Consider the following 21,407-nt stretch of genomic DNA (forward strand, 5'->3'; position numbering starts at 1 on the left):
AAGCATGACGATCCTATTTCAGGTGGTCATGCAATGCTGCACCTGCCTGCTCAAGGGCGACTTTAACCGTTGGCTCCTGGCTCAGCGGGTTAAGCAGGCCGTAATCGTGGATCATGCCGTTATAGCGCGTGACGGTCACCGGGACGCCAGCCGCATCCAGTTTACGCCCGAATGCTTCACCTTCATCCCGCAGAACGTCCAGCTCAGCTGTCTGAATCAGCGTCTCCGGGAAGCCTTTCAACTGTGCAGTGCTGGCGCGAAGCGGAGAGGCAAGGATATTGTTACGATCGGCAGCGCTGGTGGTGTAGTTGTCCCAGAACCATTTCATCATGTTTTTTGACAGGAAGTAGCCATTTTCGAACTGGTGATAGGAAGCCGTATCAAAGCTGGCGTCCGTCACTGGCCAGAGCATCACGTTGTAGCGAATTTTTGGCCCATTAAACTGTTTGGCCTGCAACGCCACTGAAGCCACCATGTTGCCGCCCACGCTGTTACCAACCAGGCCCAGACGGCTGCCGTCCACGCCAATTTCCTGGCCGTGCTCGGCTACCCATTTTGTCGCTTCATAGGCCTGATTGATTGCCACCGGGAAATGGGCTTCAGGTGACGGTGTGTAATCAACGTAAACCGCTGCGGCGCCTGATGCACGAACCAGATCGCGGATTAAACGTTCGTGGGTTGGAAAATCACCCAGCACCCAACCGCCACCGTGGAAGAACATAAATACCGGGAGCGTACCGGCAGCATGTTCAGGCTTCACAATTTTTAGGGCGATCGTCTGGCCATTGACCTGGATCGTTTTTTCAGTCACCTGAGCGGGCGGCAATTTTGCTCCTTGCTGTGCGCCGATCAGTACCTGGCGGGCCTCCTGCGGGGTCATCTGTTCCATCGGTTTCCCTTTGCCAGCATTCAGGACATCAAGAAATGCCTGTACGCCTGCGGTCGGGGCTGGAGTATTGGTGGTTTGAGCGGATGCCGCGGCTGACGCGAAGACGGAAGAAATCAGGATGGCGGTTAATGTTTTCATGGTGGTACCCCTTTTAACGTATTTGATTGGATAACTAAATAGTGCGCTACTTAGTTGTTGATGTAATACTTGCGCGCAAGATACTTTTAGTCAAACATTATTTATAATTTTTTTTAGACAACAGATTCAGGGTTGAAAGAAAAATGAAAGAAAACAAAACACTAGATGATTTATTGTGCTTCTCGCTGTACTCGGTCACCAATGCGTTCGTGCGCCAGTATCGCCCCCTGCTGCAGGAGATGGATCTGACCTATCCGCAATTTGTTGTTTTGATGGCGCTTTATGAGAAAGACAACATCCCGCTTCGCGATCTCAGCGATAAAACCTATTTTGATTCAGGCACATTGACCCCGCTGGTTCAGAAGCTTGAGGCAAAAGGTTTTCTCAACCGTATCGCGGTTGTGGGGGATGAAAGGATGAAAAATGTCGTATTGACCGATAAGGCGAAAGAACTGAAAAAGCAGGTGATGGCGCTGCCGGACCAGATTCGCTGCAGCATGCGGATGAATGATGATGAGCTGGAAATGCTAAAAAAACTCTCCCGAACGCTGCTGGAAGATTTGTAAGCGCACTTCGGTGGGGCTGAACCCACCGAAGCGATGTGTCGTTACCGGTAGTCCTCCGCATCCACATCATACCCGGACGGCTCCCAGCGGATCGCCAGCAATGACGCCAGACCGATAAACGGCGCCAGCGCAATCACCCAGAACACGGCGGTGTCGAGAGACGCGACCAGCAGCGGGAACAGGAACAGCGACAGCGTGGAGCTGCTGCGCATCAGCGTCTGGTTGAGACCCACGCCCACGCCGCGCAGCGAGGTCGGGTAGCTCAGCGAGGCGAACGTCATGGTATGCGCGCCCGGGCCAAATCCCTGACCGAACAGGAAAAGCGCCAGCATCGCCACGGCAAGCACCCCTTCAGAGGCACCGTCCGGTCGACCAATCAGCGCCAGCCCCAGCAGCGCCACAAGCTGACAGGCGTAACCCGCCAGCGACATCCGCCACGCGCCGAAGCGCGGCACGTAGCGCACCGCCAGTAATCCGCCGATAAACGCAAAAAGCAGGTTCAGCGCCAGCGAGATCACAATAGTGGTCAGCATAGACTGCACGAAGAAGCTTGAAATAATCACCGGCAGGCCAAAGGCCACGGCGTTATAGGCGAACGAGGAGACGACGGACAGCAGCGTGGCGAGCGTGGTACGCCGCAGATAGATGCCGCGGAACAGGTTCAGATAGTTCGACCATTTGGCTTTATTCACGACAGGCGCAGGCTGGGTGAGCGCATCCTGCGGGACGTGAGCGTTAATATTGTACGACTGCCGCAAAATGGACGCCGCCTCTTTCAGGTTGCCCTGATTCGCCGCCCAGACCGGCGATTCGCTCATATAGCGGCTGCGGATGGCGATAATCACCAGCGCGGGTACTGCACCAAAGCCGAGAATCAAACGCCAGAGCCATTCGCTGTGGCTTTCCGGCAGCACGGCGTAGAAAAAGAGAACCAGAAGGTAAGAGATGCTGATCGCCGCATACCAGGTAGGGCACCACATCGCGACGCTGGAGGCCTTATTGCCCGGCCCTTTCAGCCTGGCAAACTCGCTCAGGAACGCCATCGCCACGGGAAGGTCAATCCCCACGCCAAGGCCCATCACAAAGCGCGCGCCCGCCAGCACATATTCATTCGGGGCCAGCGCGCAGGCGATAGCGGCGACGACAAAGAATACCATGTCGGCCATAAAGACGCGGTAGCGCCCGATTTTATCCGTGAGGTAACCGCCGAGCAGCGCCCCGACAATGGCACCAAAGGTAATCGCCGAGGCCACCATGCCGGTACCGGCGGGCGTCAGGTTAAATTCGCGGGTAATGTCTTTAATGCCGAACGCCAGTGCACCCAGATCGTACGCATCGAGGAAAATCCCGCCCAGAGCGATACCGACCACGATGCGGGCATTTGCCCGGCCCTGTGAGCCGTCATTAACGAGACGTGAAACGTCCGATGCACTGCGCACCCACTGAATGTCGCCATCAGGGGGAATTCCTGCCGTTGAAAGGGGAGTTGTGTCTGTGATTTCTGCCATTTTCTTTTTGTGTGGTTGTGTTGTGTCTCTAACAGTTACCACAGGCAGAAGGTGACAAAAATCACATTTGGTTATAAGGCATAACTAACCGCCTACTCGGGATCTTTTTTCTTTCGCTTGAGCTTCGTCCAGATCTTCGTTTCCTGGCGTCGCCACAGGCGCTGGATATTGTCGTGATGACGCAGCAGGATCAGGCAGGAGAGCATCGATACCGGGAAGGTGAACTGCGGTTTAAACCACCAGACGTAAAACGGGGCGATCAGCGCGCTGACGATGGCACCCAGCGACGAATAGCCGCTCAGCAGAATGGTCAGCAGCCAGGTCCCGGCCATGACGCCGGTTAAGTCCCATCCGATGGGCGCGATGGCACCAAAGGCGGTCGCCACCCCTTTGCCGCCTTTAAAGCCGAAAAATACGGGCCAGATATGGCCGACGCAGGCGGCGATGGCGATGAGCCCCAGCCAGAACGGCGTGACGCCCAGCGCATAGGCGCCCCAGACGGGTAGCATCCCCTTCAGAACATCAAAAATCAAAACCGCTACGGCTGCTCCCTTGCCGCCAATTCGAAGCACGTTGGTCGCTCCCGGATTCCCGGAACCACTTTCACGCGGGTCAGGTAACCCGGCAATGCGGCAGACCAGAATGGCGCTGGAGATTGAGCCGCAAAGATAGGCGAGGAGGATCATTCCAGGCGCGATTGCACTCATAACGCTGTTCCGTTTTGAAAATGTATCTGTATTCTCAGCATCTGTGGATAATACGCATAATTCGCCGGAAGTGGTATCCGGTTTAGCCAAAAAGCAGGCAGGTCGTGATGGATATTGTATTTATAGAGCAACTTTCGGTAATCACCACAATTGGTGTTTACGACTGGGAACAGACCATCGAGCAGAAACTGGTGTTCGATATCGAAATGGGATGGGATAACCGCAAATCGGCAAAAAGCGATGACGTGAATGACTGTCTGAGCTATGCCGACATCAGCGAAGCGGTGATCGGCCACGTGGAAGGACAGCGTTTTGCGCTGGTGGAACGGGTGGCGGAAGAGGTGGCGGATCTGCTGCTGACCAAATTCAACTCACCGTGGGTACGCATTAAGCTGAGCAAGCCGGGGGCTGTGGCGCGCGCCGCCAACGTGGGCGTCATCATTGAGCGTGGCACAAATCTGAAAGGAAAGATTTAACGTCATAATTGCTAAACCATTTTAGGTTATATCGGTCTTAAGGCTGTATCTTTCACGGTAGCCGTTAGGGGCGACCGTTTTTTTATATCTTTTTTTAGGGGTTTATAGATGAGCGATATGCACTCGCTGCTGGTGGCGGCAATTCTGGGTGTGGTCGAAGGATTGACGGAGTTTTTACCGGTTTCCAGTACGGGCCATATGATTATCGTTGGCCATCTGCTGGGCTTCGAAGGCGATACCGCAAAGACGTTTGAGGTGGTAATTCAGCTGGGCTCGATTCTGGCGGTGGTGGTGATGTTCTGGCGTCGCCTGTTTGGCCTGATCGGCATCCATTTTGGCCGTCTGCCGCAGCGTGAAGGAGAGGGCAAAGGCCGCCTGACGCTGATTCACATCCTGCTCGGGATGATCCCGGCGGTGGTATTGGGGCTGGTATTCCACGACACCATTAAATCGCTGTTTAACCCGATTAACGTCATGTACGCGCTGGTGGTGGGCGGTTTCCTGCTGATTGCCGCGGAAGTGCTGAAGCCAAAAGTCCCGCGTGCGGAAGGCCTGGACGATATGACCTATCGTCAGGCGTTTATCATTGGCTGCTTCCAGTGTCTGGCGCTGTGGCCGGGCTTCTCCCGTTCAGGTGCGACCATTTCAGGCGGGATGCTGATGGGCGTGAGCCGCTATGCGGCGTCCGAGTTCTCGTTCCTGCTGGCGGTGCCGATGATGATGGGCGCCACCGCGCTGGACCTTTACAAAAGCATTGGCTTCCTGACCACAGGCGATATTCCGATGTTTGCCGTGGGCTTTATCACCGCCTTTATCGTGGCGCTGATTGCCATCAAAACCTTCCTGCAGCTGATTAAGCGTATCTCGTTCATTCCGTTCGCGATCTACCGCTTTATCGTCGCGGCTGCGGTGTACGTGGTCTTCTTCTGATAACCGATTGCCCTCACTCTTTCGGCTGAGGGCAACGCTTTTCCTTCCACGCGGTAACCGCGTCAATCCGCCGTTTGGTTAGCTCCTCGCGAATCTCCGGGCCTTTAAATCCTGCCTCAACCACGTCTTTCGTTGGCACCGCTTTTGCGACTTCCCACGCTTCGCGCAGCAAACGCCCCTGGGGATAATCGGACGCTTCAAACCCGGTGCGACCGCGCACGTCCGCTTCGCTGGTGAGCGCAATCTGCTCCACGCGCTGCGGCTTGCGCCAGGCGTCAATATTATCGAACAGCTTCACGATGGTGGCGGGCTTCAGGATCGGGAAGGTATGGATCAGGTCGTGGAACTCGGCGACCAGCTTTGCCAGATCGCGGATGTCATTCGGCACGCGCAGACGCTGGCAGAGCCCGTCAACCAGCTTTACCCCCGCCGGACCGTGCCCGTGATGGCGCGGCCAGAACTCTTTCGGCGTTAAGCCTTTGCCGAGATCGTGGCACAGGGTGGAAAAACGTACGTCCACCTCAGGGCTGAGCATGGCGGCCATGCTCAGCGTCATCAGCGTGTGCACGCCGGTATCAATTTCGGGATGCCATTTCGCCGGTGCGGGCACGCCAAACAGCGCGTCGATTTCCGGGAATAGCACCTTCAGCGCGCCGCAGTCGCGCAGAACCTGGAAAAAGACCTGCGGGTTGCGGGTGGTGAGGGCATTTTCCGTCTCTTTCCAGACGCGCTCCGGCGTCAGGTGTTCCAGCTCGCCCGCCTCGGTCATGGCCGTCATCAACGCCATCGTCTCATCCGCAATACGGAAGCTCAGATGCGCGTAACGCGCGGCAAAACGCGCCACGCGCAGCACGCGGAGCGGATCTTCAGAAAATGCCGGGGAGACGTGACGCAAAAGACGATCGCGCAGGTCGTCCTGCCCGCCGTAGGCGTCGATGATATGGCCGTTTTCGTCCTGGGCCAGGGCGTTAATGGTGAGATCGCGGCGCAGCAGATCCTGCTCCAGCGTCACATCCGGCGCGGCGTAGCAGGTGAAGCCGGTATAACCGGAACCGGATTTCCGTTCGGTACGCGCCAGGGCGTACTCTTCCCGGCTTTTCGGATGCAGGAACACGGGAAAATCGCGGCCTACCTGCTGGTAGCCCGCGTCGAGCATCTCTTCCGGGGTGGCGCCCACCACCACCCAGTCTTTATCTTTGACCGGCAGACCTAACAACGCATCACGTACCGCACCACCGACCAGATAACTCTTCACGCCCAACTCTCCCGTTTTCTCTTTTCCAGAATGATACGTAAGTCTGGCAGAGAAGACGAATTAGTTCATCCAGCGATCTTTACGCTTACGGCTTGGGATCAGATGTGGCAGAACCAAACCCAGCACCAGACCGACGCCCAGCACGCCGCCACCATACATAAACCACTGCATGATAATGGTGCGCTGTTTGTCATCAAGCTGCAGGTTCGCGGCGTTCACTTTTTTCTGCGCGACGATCAGCTCGTTTTTGAGCTTTTGATTCTCTTCTTTCAGACCGTTGATCACGCCGTCGCTCTGCGCCACTTTCTGCTGCATTTCAGCGGTGCGCTGGTTCCAGGTCCCGTCGATGTTGTTCAGCTTGTCGGTCAGGGTCTTCACCTGGTTTTCCAGATCCGGCACGCGGGTGCGCAGGCTTGGCACGGTGCTCAGCTCTTTCATTGGGATCCAGGAAGTACGGCCGGAACTGTCGCGAACCTGACCGTAATTGGTCTCCGCGTTGGTCTGCAACAGGGTGACTTCCTCGCCGGCATTCACCGTGCCCACGAGGCGATAATTATCTCCGGGGCCACTGCGCACCCAGGTGTTAAGTTCGTCAGAAACGTAACGCTTCTCTTCAGCGTGCACTGCGGTTGCGGCGCTAAAAGCGAGTAAAGTAAGTCCAATCAGGCGTAATTTAAGCATCATTAGTCGTTATTTTCATAAAAAGTGGAACGATAGTAGTGGCAACAGTGTCTCTACGCAAAGCATTCATCAGCAATCAGAATCATCTGTGTCACGACTCTACACATTTACGCCCGACAAATTGCTCATTGCATGGCAATTTGGCGCAAAATACTATGTACTGACAAATAAATGGCGAGGAAGTTCGCCCTCATTGACGCGTCTGTGACGCCCGCAAAAGTACAAGGCTATGGCTCAGGAAATCGAATTAAAATTTATCGTCGAAAAAGACAGCGTTGACGCGCTCCGTCAGCATCTGAATACGCTCTCCGGCGAGCACCATGAACCCGTACCGTTGCTCAACATCTACTACGAAACGCCGGACAACTGGCTGCGCAACCACGATATGGGGCTGCGCATCCGCGGCGCGAACGGACGCTACGAGATGACGATGAAAATCGCCGGCCGCGTGGTCGGCGGTTTGCATCAGCGCCCGGAATACAATATCGACATCAGTAAGCCAGAACTTGAGCTGGAACGTTTCCCGGCGGAAGTCTGGCCGGAAGGCGAACTGCCCGCCACGCTGGCAGGGCAGGTGCAGCCGCTGTTCAGCACCGATTTCGCTCGTGAGAAATGGCTGGTGACGGAAGGCAAGAGCCGCATTGAAATCGCGCTGGATTTAGGCGAGGTGAAGGCGGGTGAGTTCCAGGAACCGATCTGCGAGCTGGAGCTGGAACTTCTGGAAGGAGATGCGAGCGACGTGCTGAAGCTGGCGCGCAAGCTGGTAAGCCAGCCGGGTTTACGTCAGGGCAGCTTGAGCAAAGCGGCGCGCGGCTACCACCTGGCTGCCGGAAATGCGCCACGCGTGCTGAGAGAGACTCCGATTTTGCGCGTCGTCCCGAAAGCCAGCATTGAGCAGGGCATGGAAGCGGCGCTGGAGCTGGCGCTCTCCCAATGGCAGTACCATGAAGAATTGTGGGCGCGTAACGTCAAAAATGCCAAAAAACAGGTGCTGGCCGCTATCGGACTGGTGCGTCATACCCTGACGCTGTTTGGTGGTATCGTACCGCGTAAAGCTAGCGCTCACTTACGCGATCTGCTGACCCAGACCGAAACGCTGCTGCTTTCCGACGTGTCGGCGCAAACCGCGCTTTATAGCCCGCAAAATGCCGCGGCAAAACTGGCGCTGACCGAGTTTCTGGTGACGCGCGGCTGGCGCGTCTTCCTCGATGCAAAAGCGCAGACCAAAATCGCGGACAACTTTAAACGCTTCGCGGATATCCATCTTTCCCGCCACGCCGCCGAGCTGAGAACCACCTTCGCGCATCCGCTGGGCGACCAGTATGGCGACCAGCTTCCCCGCCTGGCGCGTAATATCGACAGCATGTTGCTTCTGTCGGGAGCGTACGAGGGCGTGAAGGCGCAGGCCTGGCTGGAGAACTGGCAGGGGCTTAAGCATGCCATTGAGACCCGTCAGCAGATTGAGATCGAGCATTTCCGCAACGAAGCCATTTCGCAGGATCCATACTGGCTGCACAGCGGAAAACGTTAATTCTGGCAAGGAACCCCTGATATGCCGCTTTCTTCGCAGTTACAGCAGCACTGGCAAACCGTTTGCGAACGTCTGCCCGAGTCGTTACCCGCGTCATCGTTAAGCGAGCAGGCGAAAAGCGTGCTCACGTTCAGTGATTTTGTGCAGGAGAGCGTCAGCGCCAATCCTGACTGGCTGGCAGAGCTGGAAAGCGCGCCGCCGCAGGCTGACGAGTGGCGGCACTATGCTGGCTGGCTGCAAACCGCGCTGGCAGAGGTGGCGGATGAAGCCACGCTGATGCGCGTTCTGCGTCAGTTCCGCCGCCGGGTGATGGTGCGCATTGCCTGGGCGCAGGCGCTGGAGCTGGTGAGTGAAGAGAGCACCTTGCAGCAGCTGAGCGAGCTGGCACAGACGCTGATTGTCGCCGCGCGGGACTGGCTCTACGCCGCCTGCTGTAAAGAGTGGGGCACGCCGTGCAGCGAAGAAGGGGTTCCGCAGCCGCTGTTGATTCTGGGGATGGGCAAGCTGGGCGGCTGCGAGCTGAACTTCTCCTCGGATATCGACCTGATCTTTGCCTGGCCGGAGAATGGTGCCACGCGAGGCGGTCGTCGCGAGCTGGATAACGCCCAGTTCTTTACCCGACTCGGGCAGCGTCTGATTAAGGCGCTGGACCAGCCTACGCAGGACGGCTTTGTTTACCGCGTGGACATGCGCCTGCGCCCGTTTGGCGACAGCGGCCCGCTGGTGCTGAGCTTCGCCGCGCTGGAAGATTATTACCAGGAGCAGGGGCGCGACTGGGAGCGTTACGCGATGGTCAAAGCGCGGATCATGGGCGACAGCGACGACGCTTACGCCAATGAGCTGCGCGCCATGCTGCGCCCGTTCGTGTTCCGCCGTTACATCGACTTTAGCGTGATCCAGTCCCTGCGCAATATGAAAGGGATGATCGCCCGCGAGGTGCGCCGTCGCGGTCTGAAGGACAACATCAAGCTTGGCGCGGGCGGCATCCGCGAAATCGAATTTATCGTTCAGGTCTTCCAGCTGATCCGCGGCGGGCGCGAGCCGTCGCTGCAGTCCCGCTCGCTGCTGCCGACGCTGAGCGCCATTGAGCAACTGCATTTGCTGCCGGACGGTGACGCGCAAACCCTGCGCGAGGCCTATCTGTTCCTGCGTCGTCTGGAAAACCTGTTGCAAAGCATCAACGACGAACAGACCCAGACCCTGCCGGGCGATGACCTTAACCGGGCGCGCCTGGCCTGGGGCATGCGGGTGGATGACTGGTCAACGTTGACCGAACGGCTGGATGCCCATATGGCAGGCGTTCGCCGCATCTTTAACGATCTGATTGGCGACGACGAAAGTGAATCGCCGGACGATGCGCTCTCCGAGCACTGGCGCGAGCTGTGGCAGGACGCGCTCCAGGAAGATGACACCACGCCGGTGCTGGCGCACTTAAGCGACGATGCCCGCCATCGCGTGGTGGCCTTGATTGCCGATTTCCGCCTTGAGCTGAACAAGCGCGCCATTGGCCCGCGCGGTCGGCAGGTGCTGGATCATCTGATGCCGCATCTGCTGAGCGACGTCTGCTCCCGCGAGGATGCGCCGGTGCCGCTGTCGCGCATGATGCCGCTGCTGAGCGGGATTATCACGCGTACCACCTATCTTGAACTGCTGAGCGAGTTTCCGGGGGCGCTGAAACACCTGATTTCCCTCTGCGCCGCGTCGCCGATGGTGGCCAACAAGCTGGCGCGATACCCACTGCTGCTGGACGAACTGCTTGACCCGAACACGCTCTATCAGCCGACGGCGACGGACGCTTACCGCGACGAGTTGCGCCAGTATTTGCTGCGCGTGCCGGAAGAGGACGAAGAGCAGCAGCTGGAGGCGCTGCGTCAGTTTAAGCAGGCGCAGATGCTGCGCGTAGCGGCAGCGGATATCGCGGGTACGCTGCCGGTAATGAAAGTGAGCGATCACTTAACCTGGCTGGCGGAGGCGATCATCGACGCGGTAGTCCACCAGGCGTGGGTGCAGATGGTGGCCCGCTATGGCCAGCCGAAGCATCTTGCTGACCGCGAGGGGCGAGGGTTTGCCGTGGTCGGTTACGGCAAGCTGGGCGGCTGGGAGCTGGGCTACAGCTCCGATCTGGATCTGATTTTCCTGCACGACTGCCCGGTTGACGTGATGACCGACGGCGAACGTGAGATCGACGGGCGGCAGTTCTACCTGCGCCTGGCCCAGCGCATCATGCACCTGTTCAGCACCCGCACTTCGTCGGGCATTCTGTACGAGGTGGACGCGCGCCTGCGCCCGTCCGGCGCGGCAGGCATGCTGGTCACCTCGACGGACGCGTTTGCCGATTATCAGAAGAACGAAGCCTGGACGTGGGAACATCAGGCGTTAGTGCGTGCCCGCGTGGTGTATGGCGATCCGCAGCTCAAAACGCAGTTCGATGCGATCCGCAAGTCAGTCATGACGACCCCGCGCGAGGGCAGCACCCTGCAAACTGAAGTGCGCGAAATGCGTGAGAAAATGCGCGCGCATTTGGGTAACAAACATCGCGATCGCTTTGATATCAAAGCCGATGAGGGCGGGATTACCGATATCGAGTTCATCACTCAATACCTGGTGCTACTGCATGCCCACGACAAGCCGAAGCTGACGCGCTGGTCCGATAACGTGCGCATTCTGGAACTGCTGGCGCAAAACGACATTATGGACGAGCAGGAGGCGCAGGCCTTAACCCGCGCCTACACCACGCTGCGCGATGAACTTCATCACCTGGCATTGCAGGAACAGCCGGGCCACGTGGCGCTGGACTGTTTTACCGCAGAGCGCGCCCAGGTGACGGCAAGCTGGCAGAAATGGCTGGTGGAGCCGTGCGTAACAAAACAAGTGTGATATTATCGCGCGCAAATTGTGAATCTTTCTGGAGTCAGGAATGAAAGTAACACTGCCAGAGTTTGAACGTGCTGGAGTAATGGTTGTCGGGGATGTGATGCTGGATCGCTACTGGTATGGGCCGACCAGCCGCATCTCTCCTGAAGCGCCGGTACCGGTGGTTAAGGTCGACACCATTGAAGAGCGTCCAGGTGGCGCGGCAAACGTGGCGATGAACATAGCCTCGCTGGGCGCGCATTCGCGTCTGGTGGGCCTGACCGGCATTGACGATGCGGCGCGTGCGCTGAGCAAGTCGCTGGCGGACGTGAACGTGAAGTGCGACTTCGTTTCTGTTCCGACACACCCAACCATCACCAAGCTGCGCGTGCTGTCGCGTAACCAGCAGCTGATCCGCCTCGATTTTGAAGAAGGGTTCGAAGGCGTTGATCCTGAGCCGCTGCACGAGCGCATTAACCAGGCGCTGGGCAACATTGGCGCGCTGGTGCTGTCTGACTACGCCAAAGGCGCGCTGGCGAGCGTGCAAACGATGATTCAGCTGGCGCGTAAAGCCAGCGTACCGGTGCTGATCGATCCGAAAGGCACCGATTTTGAGCGCTATCGCGGCGCAACCCTGCTGACGCCAAACCTTTCTGAGTTCGAAGCGGTGGCGGGCAAGTGCAAAACCGAGGAAGAACTGGTTGAGCGCGGCATGAAGATCATTGCTGATTTCGAGCTGTCCGCGCTGCTGGTCACCCGCTCCGAGCAGGGGATGACGCTGCTGCAGCCGGGCAAGGCGCCGCTGCATATGCCAACCCAGGCGCAGGAAGTGTACGACGTGACCGGTGCCGGTGATACGGTGATCGGCGTGCTGGCGGCAACGCTGGCGGCGGGTAACTCCCTGGAAGAGGCGTGCTACTTCGCGAACGCCGCGGCGGGCGTTGTCGTCGGTAAATTGGGTACTTCAACCGTTTCGCCCATCGAGCTGGAAAACGCGGTGCGCGGGCGTGCGGATACCGGTTTTGGCGTGATGACCGAAGACGAGCTGAAGGTGGCCGTTGCCGCCGCGCGCAAGCGCGGTGAAAAAGTGGTGATGACCAACGGCGTGTTCGACATCCTGCATGCGGGCCATGTGTCGTATCTGGCGAACGCGCGCAAGCTGGGCGATCGCCTGATTGTGGCGGTCAACAGCGATGCGTCGACCAAACGTCTGAAAGGCGAAACGCGTCCGGTGAACCCGCTCGAGCAACGTATGATTGTGCTTGGCGCGCTGGAAGCGGTGGACTGGGTGGTGTCGTTTGAAGAAGATACCCCGCAGCGTCTGATTGCCGGGATCCTGCCAGACCTGCTGGTGAAGGGCGGCGATTACAAGCCAGAGCAAATCGCAGGTAGCGAAGAGGTCTGGGCCAACGGCGGTGAGGTGATGGTGCTCAATTTTGAGGACGGGTGTTCAACCACCAACATCATCAAGAAGATCCAGAAAGACAGTCAGTAAAAAACGGGCCAGTTGGCCCGTTTTTTTCACCCTCTCCCTGTGGGAGAGGGCATCAGGCCGCACTTACTCCTGATCGTCCACCGGTGGAATGGCCGGTGCCGGCTTCACTTCTTCCGGCGCATTGCGGTTTTCCAGCTCGCTCAGACGCTGTTCCAGCAGCGCCAGCTTCTCGCGGGTGCGCAGCAGAACCTGGGTCTGCACGTCGAACTCTTCGCGGCTGACTAAATCAAGGCGAACCAACTGCGCCTGCAGCGTCTGGCGGATTTTCTTCTCAACGTCATCACCAAATTCACGAATGCCCTTTGGCATGGACTCATGAACCTGACGCGCGATCTGCTCAATTTTTTTCGGGTCAATCATAATGGCTTCCCTTGATAAGTCGGTGTTGATGAACATTGTAGCGCGTCATGACCCAGGATAAAGCAGATTTGTTTGAAGCTTATGCATTGCCCAGGTTAATCAATAGCGTTATAGTTATCTCGCTTATTCTCAGGGCGGGGCGAAATTCCCCACCGGCGGTAAATCAGCTTAACGCTGAAAGCCCGCGAGCGCTTTGGGTGAATTCTCAAAGGTCAGCAGATCCGGTGTAATTCCGGGGCCGACGGTTAAAGTCCGGATGGGAGAGAGTAACGATCCAGTCGGGCATGGGCCCGCTCACGTTATCTTTTTGCCGCTTATACGGCGCTCCTAAGACTGCCCTGATTCTGGTAACCATATTGTTAATGAGGTTTTTTTACCATGAATCAGACGCTACTTTCCTCTTTTGGCACTTCAACTCAACGTGTTGAACATGCACTGGATGCACTGCGCGAAGGCCGCGGTGTGATGGTGCTTGACGATGAAAACCGTGAAAACGAAGGCGACATGATTTTCGCCGCCGAAAACATGACCGTTGAACAGATGGCGCTGACCATCCGTCACGGCAGCGGCATCGTATGCCTGTGTATTACCGAAGATCGTCGTAAGCAGCTTGAGCTGCCGATGATGGTTGAGAACAACACCAGCGCCTTTGGTACCGGCTTTACCGTGACCATTGAAGCGGCGCATGGCGTGACTACCGGTGTATCGGCGGCTGACCGCCTGACCACCGTGCGTGCCGCCATTGCTGATGATGCGAAACCCTCCGATCTGCATCGTCCAGGCCACGTCTTCCCGCTGCGCGCGCAGGCGGGCGGCGTGCTGACCCGTGGCGGTCACACCGAAGCGACGATCGACCTGGTGACACTGGCGGGCTTTAAGCCTGCGGGCGTGCTGTGTGAACTGACCAACGATGACGGCACCATGGCCCGCGCGCCAGAGTGCATCACCTTTGCGCGTCTGCACAACATGCCGGTTGTCACAATTGAAGATCTGGTGGAGTACCGCCAGGCGCACGAGCGTAAGGCCAGCTGAGACAGCTAATGTGAAAAAGCCGGGGAAACCCGGCTTTTTTGTCGCTAGTGGTAGTTAATTTTAAACAGCACCACAGTTTCAAACGGTCCGGACTGGATCGCTTTTCCCTCATCCCACGACAGCTCTGCCGTGTACTTTTGCTCATACTGCAACGTACTCCCGGTGAAGTCGGCATACTCCTGATAGTGGTTGAAGGTAAACGGATCCGTTCCGTTCAGAATACGCAGTTTTAGCCCGTTGCCAATCAACAGCGCCGTATCGTCAGCGCTGAGCTTTTCGTTCGTGTAGAATGACGAGTCCATTTTGAATCCATCAGAGCACTGCGCGTCCTGCACCTTGGTGGTTTTAACCGTAAATTCACGAACGCGCGTTTTCTGGTTCACAATGTCGCGAGCGCTGAAGGTGCCAAAATCGATCTCCTGGTTTTCAGGGTAGATGCTGAAGGTTGCCCCGCAGTCCAGAACGGTAATGTTTTGCAAGCCGTTGATGTGATACTTCAGGTTTTTCGCGTCGGCCATCTGGTTGACCCCGCCTTTACCGTCAAACTGCACCACGATGTAATCGCCGAGCGAACTCACGTAGCCGTGAGGCGGAATCGCCTTAATTTTTACAAACAGGCGAAAGCGGGCAATAAACGTGCGTGTCGTATGGACGTCATCCGGGTTACCGGAGCAGATCAGGTTTTCCCAGCCCATCTGCCGGATCTGAGCCGGGGTATAGATGAGGATGTTCTTGTTATCGAGACACTGGCGGGTATCCACGCCATTCGGCTGGCCCGTGGCATCGTAGTCCACACCTTCGTAGGTTACGCCAAGCTCATAGTAAGGGTCCGTTGCGGCCGGGTAAGGGTTGACCCAGGCGTAAACGTCTTCCGGCTGAAAGCCGCTGGTGACGTTGTGATCGCAGGTAACCGGGATTTTAATGTCATCTGATTCCCAGATTTTCTGCCCCACCTGCGCGTTGCTGGGGATAGCAAAGGGCGAGATGGTTTTTGTCTCTTCAACCGGCCCGCCTGAAGCACCAAGATAGCAGTCCAGCGCCAGCGCTTCTCTTACGGGCAGAGCGGATATCAGCAGCAGGAACAGCAGATTAGCGAGCTTGCGCATCTTTATCGACCTTATGTTCGCTGAGCGTACATTTCGCCGTGCCTGAACATTGCGCGTCGACCTTTTTCAGCGCACCGTAATCATCGATGTAGCCGATGCTGTAGTAGCTGCCGTGATAGTCACCGGTAGAGGTTGTTGCCGTCGCAAACGGGGCGATCATCAGGCTGTCAAAACCGGGCAGCATGGTTTTCGCATTTTTGCTCAGCCACGCCAGCGTGATGTAATAAGGCGTAGGGTTATGCACGGTGAGCCCTTTCGCGTTTGCGGTGACTTCCATACGCATTTCTGCCTGATCGCCTGCCTTTTTGGCGATCGCTTTGGGACGCCAGAACAGTTTGATCCTGCTCTGCATCGCGACCTGCATTACGCTGCGTTCCTCGCTCGCGCTGGAACTTTTCGGCGGCACCTCGCGCAGGTTGAAATAAAACAGCGATTCCCGGTCTTTCGGCAACCGGGCGGTCGCGGCCTGCTTCACAATCCGGACCTGAGACGAGGCGCCCGCTTCAAGACGTTGAATCGGCGGAAGCGCCATAAAATGGCTGTCCTCCTTGCGTCCGTTTTCATCTTCTATCCAGGAGAGCGCCAGATAAGGCAACGTTTTGCTCTGGTTATCAATCTTGAGGCTGCTGGCCTTATCGCTTTCCGGAAACACAATACGGGTGCGGTCCAGGTTAACGGCGGCGTGGGTGGTAAATGCGGTGCCGATTAACATCAGGCACAGGCTAGTGAATGAGGTCAGTTTCATCATGGTTTCTTACTGGCATGGCAGTATCAACTGCATACTGTTTTCAAGGTGTGAAGGCAGCGAGAAGCGACACTGCTGATTGTCACCCCACGTTACCCGGAATTGTTGTTCAGGCTCGACTGCTCCCAGCCAGACGTGGCCTTCGTCGGCGACCATGCCGATTTGCTGGTCACTTTCCAGCAGGTGAACAATCGCGCCCAGCGGCGGAGTGCCGGCTGGCGTACGGATAATGCCGGCAATATCGTTGCCAGCGCGCGTGGCAATCTGGCGGTAGCCAATCGCCCCCTCGGTCCAGGTGGTGGTCGTGATGCGGTTGTCCACATCGACGCCGTCAGGCAGGTTATCCAGATTGACCTGTACGCTGGCGGGAGAGTAACTGGAAACCGACGGTAAAACGCCGATACCAAAGCGGTTGGTTTCATCCCGCGACATATTCAGCGGAATGTTGCCGACGCCGTCGGTGCTGACCATCACGCGCGGTTCGTTTCCGTAGCTGCGACGGTGCAGCGCCGCGCCTTTGGCCGTTGAGGTAAACGAGCCATTCCAGCTGGCGCTCAGGGAGTTATATTCATCAGCTTTATAACTTCCGGAGATATTCAGATCGCCAAACGGTGAATAATGCTGATAGTTGCCGCTCATCTGTGCGCCCGCGTCCGCGTGTTCACTCTCCGTCCCCGCGGAGACGCCCCAGGTATTATTGCGATCGGACGTGTCGTACCAGGAGACATTTTGGCTCAGGCTATCGCTGTTGTGCAGATCGTAACTGAGGCGATGATCCGGATCGATCGGTACGCTCAGGGACAGGTAAAACTGCGTATCGTCGTCTTCATCTTCGTAATGCGTCTTGCTCCAGGAGAGGGTGACGCCGAGGTTTTTCCAGCGCCCCAGATCAAAGTTATAGCCTGCGGTAATGCTTCCGGTCGTGGACGGGGCTTCGTTCCACCAGGTCTGACGCAGTACGTTGACGTAGAGGTTGAGCGATAACGGGCTGATGTACTGGCTGGCGGTTACACTCAGCGTCTGCTTTTCTGTCTGACGATCGTTGTCGTCATAATCAAGGAAGCGGGCATAGCTCAGGAATTTCCGATCGGAGTAGCGGTAGCTGGCAAGCGTAAGCTGGCTGCCGGTGGTATCGAAACGCTTACTGTAGTTAAAACGATAGCTGTAACCCGTCTGGCTATCCTGGAAGGGGAGCTGGCTGGTGGCCTGCGTGACGTCAAAAGAGAGGGCACCCAGATGCGCCATATTTTGCCCGATCCCGGCGGCAATGGAACGGTAATGATCCCCGTCGGCAAGCGTCCCGCCATAGAGCGAGGTGTTTGACAGCATTCCCCATGAGAATTCACCGCTCATAAAACCGGTGTCTTCGACGTCATGAGAGGCGTCTTTACGCGCTTTACCCGCCGCCAGCTTGTAGCGAACCTGCCCTTTACGCGTTAAAAAAGGCACCGATTCCGCCGAGACCTGGAAGGTGCTGACGCGCCCGTCTTCCTCCGTCACTTTTACGTCCAGCGTCCCCTGAACGGACTGGTTAAGATCCTGAATAACAAAGGGGCCAGGCGGAACTTTACTTTGATAAATTACGCGATCGGACAGGCTGACGGTGACGGTCGCGTTGGTTTGCGCGATACCGGTAATTTGTGGCGCATAGCCACGCAGCGACCAGGGCAGCATGCGCTCATCGCTGATCAGGGAGGCGCCGGTATAGGTAAAAGCGTCAAAGATTGAGGACTGGAAGTCCGTTTCACCCAGCGTCAGCTTAGCACCAAGTGAAGGAAGAGGGCGGAACATGTAGACGCGCGAAAAGCGTCCGTCATGATCCGAACCTGCATCGGTATGCGTTTGGCTGTACTGATAATCACTGCGCAGGCGCCATGCGCCCATATTCGCGCCTGCCGTGCCATAGGTGTTGGCGTTGTTGGTGCTGCTGCCGTCGCTGGGCTGATAGTGGCTGGCGAACAGGTTGTAATCCAGAATCACGCCCGGTACGCCATTGTCCCACGTTGCGGGTGGCATCCAGTCGGCGGCGCGGTACTGCAACCATGCCTGGGGTACGGTGACCTTCAGCGTCTGGGTCGCTTGTTCAAAATTAAAGGTGATATCCGGTCTGGAGGAAAAGTCGACGCATCCCTCTTTTTCGGGTAAGGCGTCGCGGACTTCCTCTTTCAGGGCAAACGTATCCGCCAGTTCAGGAGGAATACACACCTGTACCGTGTTATTTACCTCTTTCCAGCTAAGCTGCCAGCCGTTAGCCAGCGGTGTGTCGTTAATGGATACGGTAACAAAATAGCTGCCAGGGGTAACCGCTATTTCATTTTTAAAAAGGGAGAGATCAACGCTGCTCCGCTGGTCTTTATCAATGGCATTGATATTAAACTCGGTGGCAGAGGCAATCTTCGTCATTAACAGGGACGCAATGATGATTTTAGATTGTAATTTATATGTCATCATCCTGTTACCAAAATAATATCACATACCGGCTGGCAAATAATGCCAGCCGGTTTTATCGTGATGCATTACCTTATTTGTACATCAGCACATAGTTGGCAGTCGCTTCAACCTGACCCGCTGTGGCAGTTTTACCCTGAGCAACTTCCATTAATGCTTTGAAGTGCAGAGTCTGAGTGGTGGAACCCGACAGTAGATCGACCGTTTGAGCCGAACCCAGGGTGATGTTGGCTTCGTTGTTGTCCAGCAGACGAACACCGACGTTCTGAGCACCGCTAGCATAGGTGTTGCTCATCAGGCTGGTGTCAGTAGCGTCAGTTGCTGCGCTGGTGAAGGTCACGTCAACTTTGGTCACTGGCGTATCCGTTTCGTCCGCCGGATCGTCAAGCTGGCAGTTCTCCAGATTGATATCAACCGGAACAGCGGTAGACTTTTTGTTAGCGTTGATCACGGCAGTGGTAACTTCACCGAGGTCCACTTCTTTATCAACGCTGTCTGGTGCAATGCTGCACGGTGCATCAATGACCACGCCTTTGAATTTGATTTTGCCGGAACCCTGGTCATCAGCAAAAGCAGAACCCGAAACGATGGCAGCCATCGCAACCGCTAACAGTACTTTTTTACCCATATACATGAAAATATCCTTTTTCAATTGAATTCATAATCTGAATATTAATTTTCAGAATACTCGTAAAGTATAACGGGTTGAGGGAGGCTTTTACGATTAATGAGGCTTAAAGATATTTTTAGAGGAGGTTAATATATAATTTATTACTATCGTAACCGGTTAATATTTCATGCAGCAGCGGTTTTTTAAGCACAATTTAATTGGGGAATATTGCACTTAAAAATATCCATAAAAACTTTTGATTTTCCAATTGTAAATACAGAGCCGCAGACAGTGTAAAATGCAACGGCTGTGCTGGGGCGCATCAAAGAATTGCCCTCATCGATGAGGGCATCCGTGTCAGCCTATACCTGCCGTTTGCAGCAGAACCAGGCTTAACCCCATCACCGACATGCCGCACAGCACGCCGTAGCTGGGATTATTGTTAGGATCGATCTCTTTCGCCAGCGGCATCAGCTCATCTACGGAGAGCGCAACCATAATCCCGGCCACGGCAGCCATAATCGCCGCCATCACGACAGGGGAGACGAGGCTTCCAAGGATCAGCCACGCCAGCACGCCGCCGAGAATTTCGGCCATCCCGGAAATCCCCGCCCAGAAGACGGCTGTACGTTTTGAACCCGTTGCGGCATAAACCGGCCCGGCCACGGCAAGTCCTTCAGGAATATTGTGTAAGGCTACCGCCAGCGCGACACCAAATCCCATTTCCAGATTACTGCTGGCCGTGACATACGTGGCGACACCTTCCGGGAAGTTGTGCAGGCTGATTCCCAGCGTCAGCAGGATCGCCGTGCGCTTGATGTTGCCGGGGATTGGAGTAACGCTTTTTTGCATCAAATCCTGAGGGTGGGCGTGGGGCAGCATACGGTCGAGCGCAAAATAGCCCAGCAGGCCGACGATGAACATGCCGTAGCCCAGAACCAGAGACATGCCCTCGGTGTGAAGTGCTGCTGGCAGCATCTCCATCAGCGAGATAAGCAGCATGATGCCAGCGGCGAAGCCCAGCGAGAACGCCAGAAGACGATTAGACGGTTTTTGCCCGAGCACGCCGAGGAACGCACCGATAAAGGTCGCGGCACCCGCAAGCACGGTCAAAATTAAGGGTACTGACATGCACTCTCCTTAAGCGATATCTTACGTTCAAATTTCCTGATGATGATCTTCACGGTTATCTGCGTTTATCTTCACCTGAATGCGCGTAATGTAGAACCATCAAATTGACACCTTCTCTAAGGATACCACCATGTCTTCTTCTCGTATGCCTGCACTGTTTTTAGGCCACGGCAGCCCAATGAACGTTCTGGAAGACAACGTTTATACCCGCGCCTGGCGTCATCTGGGGGAGACATTGCCGCGTCCGAAGGCGATTGTGGTGGTGTCTGCGCACTGGTTTACCCGTGGTACCGGCGTGACGGCCATGGAAGCGCCTAAAACCATTCATGATTTCGGCGGCTTCCCGCAGGCGCTGTATGATACGCATTATCCGGCTCCCGGCTCGCCTGCGCTGGCACAGCGGCTGGTAGAGTTGCTCGCACCTGTTCCAGTGGCGCTGGATAAAGAAGCCTGGGGCTTTGACCACGGCTCGTGGGGCGTGCTGATTAAGATGTACCCTGATGCAGATATTCCGATGGTGCAGTTAAGTATCGACAGCACTAAACCGGCGGCCTGGCATCTGGAAATGGGCCGCAAACTGGCGACCCTGCGTGATGAGGGCATCATGCTGGTGGCAAGCGGCAACGTGGTGCATAACCTGCGTACGGCGCGCTGGCACGGTGAGAACACGCCATACCCGTGGGCGAGCGCTTTTAACGCCTACGTCAAAGCGAACCTGACCTGGCAAGGCCCGGTTGAAAAGCATCCGTTAGTGAACTATCTGGATCACGAAGGCGGTTCGCTCTCTAACCCGACGCCGGAACACTTCCTGCCGCTGCTGTATGTGTTAGGTGCATGGGACGGTCAGGAGCCGGTTACCATTCCGGTTGACGGCATTGAGATGGGCAGTTTGAGTATGCTGTCGGTGCAGGTGGGGTAAAAACATGCCCGGTAAGCGTAGCGCCAC

At 56.4% G+C, this 21,407-nt stretch carries 19 protein-coding genes and 1 riboswitch; of the genes, 8 read left to right on the forward strand and 11 right to left on the reverse strand.

All coding sequences use genetic code 11. The features are described 5' to 3' along the window. Nucleotides 1–13: 13 nt before the first annotated feature. Entirely contained in the window at nucleotides 14–1,027 is a 1,014-nt protein-coding gene (locus tag HBA26_RS03435; RefSeq protein ID WP_028014463.1) for an alpha/beta hydrolase, read from the reverse strand. A gap of 143 nt (nucleotides 1,028–1,170) precedes the next feature. Between HBA26_RS03435 and HBA26_RS03440 the strand changes: the two genes are divergently transcribed. After that, nucleotides 1,171–1,593, forward strand: a complete 423-nt coding sequence (locus HBA26_RS03440) for a MarR family transcriptional regulator (protein WP_047367377.1) — start codon at nucleotides 1,171–1,173, stop codon at nucleotides 1,591–1,593. Between the two features lie 41 nt (nucleotides 1,594–1,634). Here the strand turns inward: HBA26_RS03440 and HBA26_RS03445 are convergent, their stop codons facing one another. Continuing rightward, on the reverse strand, nucleotides 1,635–3,101 hold the full coding sequence (locus HBA26_RS03445; RefSeq protein ID WP_126344886.1) for an MFS transporter: 1,467 nt from the start codon (nucleotides 3,099–3,101) through the stop codon (nucleotides 1,635–1,637). Between the two features lie 92 nt (nucleotides 3,102–3,193). Next, nucleotides 3,194–3,808: a glycerol-3-phosphate 1-O-acyltransferase PlsY gene (plsY, locus tag HBA26_RS03450; protein WP_014833311.1), complete on the reverse strand. Its 615-nt coding sequence runs from the start codon at nucleotides 3,806–3,808 to the stop codon at nucleotides 3,194–3,196. Nucleotides 3,809–3,915: 107 nt separating this feature from the next. Between plsY and folB the strand changes: the two genes are divergently transcribed. Next, a complete protein-coding gene (gene folB, locus HBA26_RS03455) occupies nucleotides 3,916–4,284 on the forward strand; it encodes a bifunctional dihydroneopterin aldolase/7,8-dihydroneopterin epimerase (RefSeq protein ID WP_028014460.1) in 369 nt (122 codons plus the stop codon). A gap of 108 nt (nucleotides 4,285–4,392) precedes the next feature. Then, a complete protein-coding gene (gene bacA, locus HBA26_RS03460; RefSeq protein WP_028014459.1) occupies nucleotides 4,393–5,214 on the forward strand; it encodes an undecaprenyl-diphosphate phosphatase in 822 nt (273 codons plus the stop codon). Nucleotides 5,215–5,227: 13 nt separating this feature from the next. Here the strand turns inward: bacA and HBA26_RS03465 are convergent, their stop codons facing one another. Together HBA26_RS03465 and HBA26_RS03470 are read right to left on the reverse strand one after the other, a co-directional pair. Continuing rightward, nucleotides 5,228–6,469, reverse strand: coding sequence for a multifunctional CCA addition/repair protein (locus tag HBA26_RS03465; protein WP_028014458.1), 1,242 nt, complete (start codon nucleotides 6,467–6,469; stop codon nucleotides 5,228–5,230). A gap of 60 nt (nucleotides 6,470–6,529) precedes the next feature. After that, nucleotides 6,530–7,150: a TIGR04211 family SH3 domain-containing protein gene (locus HBA26_RS03470; RefSeq protein WP_028014457.1), complete on the reverse strand. Its 621-nt coding sequence runs from the start codon at nucleotides 7,148–7,150 to the stop codon at nucleotides 6,530–6,532. A 229-nt stretch (nucleotides 7,151–7,379) separates the two neighbouring features. Here HBA26_RS03470 and HBA26_RS03475 point away from each other — a divergent pair, with 229 nt between their 5' ends. The 3 genes from HBA26_RS03475 to hldE are packed head-to-tail and all read left to right on the forward strand — an operon-like array spanning nucleotide 7,380 to nucleotide 13,029. After that, nucleotides 7,380–8,681 (forward strand): inorganic triphosphatase, encoded by a 1,302-nt coding sequence (locus HBA26_RS03475; protein WP_028014456.1) that lies wholly within the window; start codon nucleotides 7,380–7,382, stop codon nucleotides 8,679–8,681. A 21-nt stretch (nucleotides 8,682–8,702) separates the two neighbouring features. Next, nucleotides 8,703–11,558, forward strand: a complete 2,856-nt coding sequence (gene glnE, locus HBA26_RS03480; RefSeq protein ID WP_049138350.1) for a bifunctional [glutamate--ammonia ligase]-adenylyl-L-tyrosine phosphorylase/[glutamate--ammonia-ligase] adenylyltransferase — start codon at nucleotides 8,703–8,705, stop codon at nucleotides 11,556–11,558. Between the two features lie 40 nt (nucleotides 11,559–11,598). After that, nucleotides 11,599–13,029, forward strand: a complete 1,431-nt coding sequence (hldE, locus tag HBA26_RS03485) for a bifunctional D-glycero-beta-D-manno-heptose-7-phosphate kinase/D-glycero-beta-D-manno-heptose 1-phosphate adenylyltransferase HldE (RefSeq protein WP_003862540.1) — start codon at nucleotides 11,599–11,601, stop codon at nucleotides 13,027–13,029. Nucleotides 13,030–13,092: 63 nt separating this feature from the next. Here hldE and ubiK read toward each other — a convergent pair whose 3' ends face one another. Next, nucleotides 13,093–13,389, reverse strand: coding sequence for a ubiquinone biosynthesis accessory factor UbiK (ubiK, locus tag HBA26_RS03490; protein ID WP_028014454.1), 297 nt, complete (start codon nucleotides 13,387–13,389; stop codon nucleotides 13,093–13,095). Between the two features lie 121 nt (nucleotides 13,390–13,510). Beyond that, nucleotides 13,511–13,661, forward strand: a riboswitch (FMN riboswitch). Between the two features lie 106 nt (nucleotides 13,662–13,767). Here ubiK and ribB point away from each other — a divergent pair. Beyond that, nucleotides 13,768–14,421, forward strand: coding sequence for a 3,4-dihydroxy-2-butanone-4-phosphate synthase (ribB, locus tag HBA26_RS03495; RefSeq protein WP_028017147.1), 654 nt, complete (start codon nucleotides 13,768–13,770; stop codon nucleotides 14,419–14,421). A 44-nt stretch (nucleotides 14,422–14,465) separates the two neighbouring features. Here ribB and HBA26_RS03500 read toward each other — a convergent pair whose 3' ends face one another. The 5 genes from HBA26_RS03500 to zupT all read right to left on the reverse strand — a co-directional run bounded on the left by HBA26_RS03500 (nucleotide 14,466) and on the right by zupT (nucleotide 20,461). Then, the gene (locus HBA26_RS03500; RefSeq protein WP_028014452.1) at nucleotides 14,466–15,527 is read right to left on the reverse strand and encodes a hypothetical protein; all 1,062 of its coding nucleotides are present in this window, start codon (nucleotides 15,525–15,527) and stop codon (nucleotides 14,466–14,468) included. Then, a complete protein-coding gene (locus HBA26_RS03505; RefSeq protein ID WP_045261133.1) occupies nucleotides 15,511–16,272 on the reverse strand; it encodes a molecular chaperone in 762 nt (253 codons plus the stop codon). The genes HBA26_RS03500 and HBA26_RS03505 overlap by 17 nt, the downstream gene beginning before the upstream one ends. A 9-nt stretch (nucleotides 16,273–16,281) precedes the next feature. After that, a complete protein-coding gene (locus HBA26_RS03510) occupies nucleotides 16,282–18,720 on the reverse strand; it encodes a fimbria/pilus outer membrane usher protein (protein WP_126345021.1) in 2,439 nt (812 codons plus the stop codon). A gap of 73 nt (nucleotides 18,721–18,793) precedes the next feature. Beyond that, a complete protein-coding gene (locus HBA26_RS03515) occupies nucleotides 18,794–19,354 on the reverse strand; it encodes a fimbrial protein (protein WP_126344887.1) in 561 nt (186 codons plus the stop codon). Nucleotides 19,355–19,687: 333 nt separating this feature from the next. Continuing rightward, nucleotides 19,688–20,461 (reverse strand): zinc transporter ZupT, encoded by a 774-nt coding sequence (gene zupT / locus HBA26_RS03520; protein WP_126344888.1) that lies wholly within the window; start codon nucleotides 20,459–20,461, stop codon nucleotides 19,688–19,690. A 130-nt stretch (nucleotides 20,462–20,591) separates the two neighbouring features. Here zupT and ygiD point away from each other — a divergent pair, with 130 nt between their 5' ends. Beyond that, nucleotides 20,592–21,380: a 4,5-DOPA dioxygenase extradiol gene (gene ygiD, locus HBA26_RS03525; protein WP_048959959.1), complete on the forward strand. Its 789-nt coding sequence runs from the start codon at nucleotides 20,592–20,594 to the stop codon at nucleotides 21,378–21,380. Nucleotides 21,381–21,407: the final 27 nt, after the last annotated feature.

This window comes from Enterobacter sp. 725m/11 (assembly GCF_011683705.1).
GTDB classification, from domain to species: domain Bacteria; phylum Pseudomonadota; class Gammaproteobacteria; order Enterobacterales; family Enterobacteriaceae; genus Enterobacter; species Enterobacter bugandensis.

What these genes read in the sequence shown, in the direction of transcription:
- HBA26_RS03435 (WP_028014463.1), bottom strand. Translation starts at nt 1,027, where the DNA reads ATGAAAACATTAACCGCCATCCTGATTTCTTCCGTCTTCGCGTCAGCC.
- HBA26_RS03440 (WP_047367377.1), top strand. Translation starts at nt 1,171, where the DNA reads ATGAAAGAAAACAAAACACTAGATGATTTATTGTGCTTCTCGCTGTAC.
- HBA26_RS03445 (WP_126344886.1), bottom strand. Translation starts at nt 3,101, where the DNA reads ATGGCAGAAATCACAGACACAACTCCCCTTTCAACGGCAGGAATTCCC.
- plsY (WP_014833311.1), bottom strand. Translation starts at nt 3,808, where the DNA reads ATGAGTGCAATCGCGCCTGGAATGATCCTCCTCGCCTATCTTTGCGGC.
- folB (WP_028014460.1), top strand. Translation starts at nt 3,916, where the DNA reads ATGGATATTGTATTTATAGAGCAACTTTCGGTAATCACCACAATTGGT.
- bacA (WP_028014459.1), top strand. Translation starts at nt 4,393, where the DNA reads ATGAGCGATATGCACTCGCTGCTGGTGGCGGCAATTCTGGGTGTGGTC.
- HBA26_RS03470 (WP_028014457.1), bottom strand. Translation starts at nt 7,150, where the DNA reads ATGCTTAAATTACGCCTGATTGGACTTACTTTACTCGCTTTTAGCGCC.
- HBA26_RS03475 (WP_028014456.1), top strand. Translation starts at nt 7,380, where the DNA reads ATGGCTCAGGAAATCGAATTAAAATTTATCGTCGAAAAAGACAGCGTT.
- glnE (WP_049138350.1), top strand. Translation starts at nt 8,703, where the DNA reads ATGCCGCTTTCTTCGCAGTTACAGCAGCACTGGCAAACCGTTTGCGAA.
- hldE (WP_003862540.1), top strand. Translation starts at nt 11,599, where the DNA reads ATGAAAGTAACACTGCCAGAGTTTGAACGTGCTGGAGTAATGGTTGTC.
- ubiK (WP_028014454.1), bottom strand. Translation starts at nt 13,389, where the DNA reads ATGATTGACCCGAAAAAAATTGAGCAGATCGCGCGTCAGGTTCATGAG.
- ribB (WP_028017147.1), top strand. Translation starts at nt 13,768, where the DNA reads ATGAATCAGACGCTACTTTCCTCTTTTGGCACTTCAACTCAACGTGTT.
- HBA26_RS03500 (WP_028014452.1), bottom strand. Translation starts at nt 15,527, where the DNA reads ATGCGCAAGCTCGCTAATCTGCTGTTCCTGCTGCTGATATCCGCTCTG.
- HBA26_RS03505 (WP_045261133.1), bottom strand. Translation starts at nt 16,272, where the DNA reads ATGAAACTGACCTCATTCACTAGCCTGTGCCTGATGTTAATCGGCACC.
- HBA26_RS03510 (WP_126345021.1), bottom strand. Translation starts at nt 18,720, where the DNA reads ATGACATATAAATTACAATCTAAAATCATCATTGCGTCCCTGTTAATG.
- HBA26_RS03515 (WP_126344887.1), bottom strand. Translation starts at nt 19,354, where the DNA reads ATGTATATGGGTAAAAAAGTACTGTTAGCGGTTGCGATGGCTGCCATC.
- zupT (WP_126344888.1), bottom strand. Translation starts at nt 20,461, where the DNA reads ATGTCAGTACCCTTAATTTTGACCGTGCTTGCGGGTGCCGCGACCTTT.
- ygiD (WP_048959959.1), top strand. Translation starts at nt 20,592, where the DNA reads ATGTCTTCTTCTCGTATGCCTGCACTGTTTTTAGGCCACGGCAGCCCA.